The organism is Methylobacterium sp. WL18 (assembly GCF_008040015.1).
Classification (GTDB): domain Bacteria; phylum Pseudomonadota; class Alphaproteobacteria; order Rhizobiales; family Beijerinckiaceae; genus Methylobacterium; species Methylobacterium mesophilicum.
In genome coordinates this window covers 1-3,910 of the sequence record NZ_VRVD01000444.1, presented here as the reverse complement: position 1 = coordinate 3,910, position 3,910 = coordinate 1, and the positions used below count along the sequence as shown (strand labels likewise).

General features: G+C 69.8%; 2 protein-coding genes and 1 pseudogene. 1 reads left to right on the top strand and 2 read right to left on the bottom strand.

What is annotated here, in order from left to right; genetic code table 11:
- Window positions 1-650: pseudogene (locus FV228_RS22580) on the top strand (lipopolysaccharide biosynthesis protein); the annotation flags it as partial.
- A gap of 71 nt (window positions 651-721) precedes the next feature.
- On the opposite strand, the gene FV228_RS22575 reads toward FV228_RS22580, so the two are convergent.
- Both FV228_RS22575 and FV228_RS22570 read right to left on the bottom strand, forming a co-directional pair.
- Complete coding sequence (locus FV228_RS22575; RefSeq protein ID WP_147856646.1) at window positions 722-1,906, bottom strand: GNAT family N-acetyltransferase; 1,185 nt, start codon at window positions 1,904-1,906, stop codon at window positions 722-724.
- A 580-nt stretch (window positions 1,907-2,486) separates the two neighbouring features.
- Window positions 2,487-3,910, bottom strand: a 1,424-nt coding sequence (locus FV228_RS22570; protein ID WP_147856645.1) for an undecaprenyl-phosphate glucose phosphotransferase, incomplete at its 5' end; no start/stop codon positions are given.

The following is a 3,910-nucleotide window of genomic DNA, read 5'->3' as shown; positions in this document are numbered from 1 at the left end:
CCCCGGCGCCCGTCGCCCGGATGCCGGCCGAGGCCTACGACCTCGCCCCCCTCATCGCCCGGATCGGGGCCGCTTCCCGCCTGCCCGGCGACCGTTCCGGGCACCGGATCCTCGTCATGGAGACGGAGGCGTCCCCGGGCGAGAACGCGCTGCACGACGCCCTGGTGCGGGCGCTGGGCCGCAAGGCCAGCCTCGTCACCATCGACCTGAACAATCCGCATGCCGCCACGGCCGAGCGCGGGTTCAGCGATCTCATCGCGGGCGACGCGGCCTTCCTCGACGTGATCCAGCCCGCAGGCGACAGCGGCCTGCACCGGATCGCCGCCGGGCGCATCGAGGCCGACGTGCTGTTCGACGAGCCGGACACCCTCAGCCTGACCTTCGAGGCCATGGCGGAGGCCTACGGATGGGTCGTCTGCCGCCTTCATGCGGCGCCGGGCGCCGTGGACCTGCTCGAATTGACGGCGGGCTACATGGACACCGTGATCATCGCGTCGAACGCCGCCGCCGAGGATCCGGCGCTCGCCGACCTCTACGCCATCGCGGAGGATGCGGGCGCCGGCCAGATCCTGGTGGCGCAGGACCGCGCGGCCGAGCACGTTGCGCAGTCAGGCTCGACGGATCCCGAGCTCCGCCTCCGCGCCGCGTGAGCGCACGCCAGGATGCGTCCGTCATCGCTGCCAGCTCACCCGAACGGCAATGACAGCCGTTCGGGCCGTTTTTATCTCCGCAGCAAGGTCCGCAGCTTCGCGGCGACGGCGTAGAGGCGGGGATCGCGCTTGATCCGCCGCTTCGTCCGGGTCAGGCCCAGCCGCATCAGCCCATAGGCCCGGCCGCGCAGGCTCACCGGCACGATAGTCTCGACCAGCCCGATGGTCTGGTCGCAGATGCTCGCCTTGTAGCGCGCCTCGCCGACGCCGAGATCGAAGCCCTGACGGCCCCGGGCGGTCTGCTCGCCGACGAGGTGTTGCAGCAGCAGGTCCCCCGGGCTGAACCGGGCGATCTCCGGGTCGGGATCGAACGCCGTCATCATGCCGCTGAACCGGTGATCGCTGACGGCGCCCCCGAAGGTCGCCAGCACGCGACCGCTCTCGGCAAGGCACAGGACGTGGATCTCGACCGCCGGTTCGGCGCCGGACGTGGCCGCCGCCAGGAATCGGCGAACCGCCTCGTCGGCGTAGGGGTCGGCGACGCCCATGCTGGCGAACCGCACCGCCTTGTGAGCGTAGAAGGCCGTCAGATACCGGGCCGCGTCCTCCGCGGTCTCGGCCCGGCGATAGGCCAGGGCGCCCTTGGCCTCGATCAGCCGCTTCTCCTTCGAGCGCAGCTTCTTGCGGGCGTCGGCGCTGAACACGCGGCGCACCGTCGCCTCGGGGTCGGGGCCCAGCATCAGCCCGTAGGCGTCGCTGGCCTCCGGCTCGCCGGCCTGCGCGAACGGGTTGGCCGCGCCCTCCCACATCAGGGGCTGATGCTGCAGCGCGTAGGCGTCGATGCCGGCCGACCGTCCCACGCGGATCAGAGCCGCGGTAACCTCCCCGGCGGAGATCGCGGCCGCGTCGCGGGTGGCGAACAGCGGCATGTGGTAGTTGGCGTGCGTGTCGCCGACGATCCGGGCCACCACCATCCCGGCTGTCCGGGCGAGCACCAGGGGCAGCAGGATGCGGGCACGGCCCTCGGCATCCCGCAGGACCACGATGCGGGCCTCGGCCTCCGTACCGGTCGCGCGCAGGTAGGCGCAGACCCAGTCATACCGCTGATAGGGCGTCTGCAGGCTGGCCGGATCGGCCTCGAGCCGCCGCCACAGGGCTTCGACCGCGGCCAGGTCGGAGAAGATTTCCGCCGTCAGCGTTCCGGACGCACGCGCACCGATCATGTCCGTTCCCGCCACCTGGACGCCGGTCGCCATATCCGATTCTCCCGCCTGCTCGGGCATGGCCCGGAGCCGAGCGCCGACCTTGCGCGGCACGCGCTGAATGCCCGGTGACCTTGAGCATCGAGACACCCGGCTCACGACGGCAAATCGCGACCTTGGCTAATACAATCTTCCCACGGGGCTCTTTGACCGGGTTAGAGCCTGCGATCCCGATCGAACGACGCGTTCGATTGCAGAGACTTCGTTATATCCAATAGCCCGCGCCGTCATTCCGGGGCGCCGCAGGCGAGCCCGGAACCCAGAACCGCTACCCGTGCAAGCGTTTGACACGTCGGCGCCCCTGGATCCCGGGCTCCGCTGCGCGGCCCCGGGATGACGGCGCGTGGCCGCCTCGATCCAGTCACCGTTTGGAGAACAAGGCCGAGCTTTTCGCTGGCTCAGAAGATAAAATTCTTTACCGACGTAAACCGTTGCCAGAGGGGGCGAGAGGAGAGCGCGTCGCGCATGGCCCCGCACGCGGGATAACGGGATCCCCGGTCGCGCTTCGCGGCCGAAGCCGCGCTCACACCTCAGGCTGAGCGATCGGCGCAGATCGGCCTTACGAACTCCAACCTCAATACGCGTTCTCCGTCTTGAACAACGCGAACGGCGTCGTGATCAGGATCTGCAGGTCGAGCAGGACCGACCAGTTCTCGATATAGAACAGATCGTGCTCAACGCGCCGCTGCAGCTTCTCGGAGGTGTCGGTCTCGCCGCGCCAGCCGTTGACCTGGGCCCAGCCGGTGATGCCGGGCTTGACCTTGTGGCGGGCGAAGTAGCCGTCGACCACTTGGTCGTACAGGGTGTTGGCGGCCTTGGCCTGGAGCGCGTGCGGGCGGGGGCCGACCAGAGACAGGTCGCCCTTCAGCACGTTGAACAGCTGCGGCAGCTCGTCGAGCGAGGTCTTGCGGATGAACCGCCCGACCGGCGTCACCCGCGCATCCCCGCGCGTGACCATCCTGGCCGCGCCGGCATCGCACTGGTCGACGTACATCGAGCGGAACTTGAACACCTCGATCAGCTCGTTGTTGAAGCCGTGGCGCTTCTGGCGGAACAGCACCGGCCCGCGGGACGTCAGCCGGACGGCGAGCGCCACCGCGATCATGATCGGCGACAGCGCGAGCAGCATGACCAGGCCGACGCAGCGGTCGAACAGCGCCTTCACCACCACGTCCCAGTCGGCGATCGGCCGGTCGAACACGTCGAGCACCGGCACCGAACCGAGATACGAGTAGCTCCGGGGTCGCAGCCGGAGCTTGGCGGCGTGGGCCGAGAGGCGGATGTCGATCGGCAGCACCCAGAGCTTGGCGAGCATCTGGAGGATCCGCGCCTCGGCGGTGATCGGGATCGTGAACACGATCAGGTCGAGCCGGGCTTGCCGGGCATAGGCGACCAGGTCGTCGACGTTGCCGAGCTTCGGGTATCCGGCCACCTGGTCGGCGGACCGGTCGGCGTTGCGGTCGTCGAACACGCCGACGATGCGGATGCCGCTCTCGCTCTGGGCTTCCAGCGCGGCGATCAGGTCCTCGGCGGGCTTGCCGCCGCCCACGATGGCGGTGCGGCGGTCGAAGCGGCCGGCGCGGGTCTGCCGGTTGATCACCCGGGACAGGGCGAAACGTCCGGCCAGCAACGCCGCGAGGCCGGTGCCGTAGAAGGTGGCGAGCCACAGGCGCGAGTAATGGTCGGCTACCTTGGCGAGGACCAGGATGGCCGCGACCATCAGGAAGGTCATCGACCAGGCCGCGATCAGCCGGATCGCGGCCTTGGCGAAGGTCCGGAAGGCGGCGATGCGGTAGCCGCCGGAGGCCTGGGTCAGCGCCATCATGAGGCCGGCGACCAGGGCGATCGCGCCGGCATAGCTCAGCCCGAACGGTACCCGGCCGCGCAGCATCAGCAGGTGAAGGAGCGCGCCGAGGCTGAAGATCAGGCCGAATTCCAGGGCTCGCACCAGGCCGGCCACGACCACCGGCGAGATTGCGGCCGGGCCCAGGGCCGGCG

What these genes read in the sequence shown, in the direction of transcription:
- FV228_RS22575 (WP_147856646.1), bottom strand. Translation starts at nt 1,906, where the DNA reads ATGGCGACCGGCGTCCAGGTGGCGGGAACGGACATGATCGGTGCGCGT.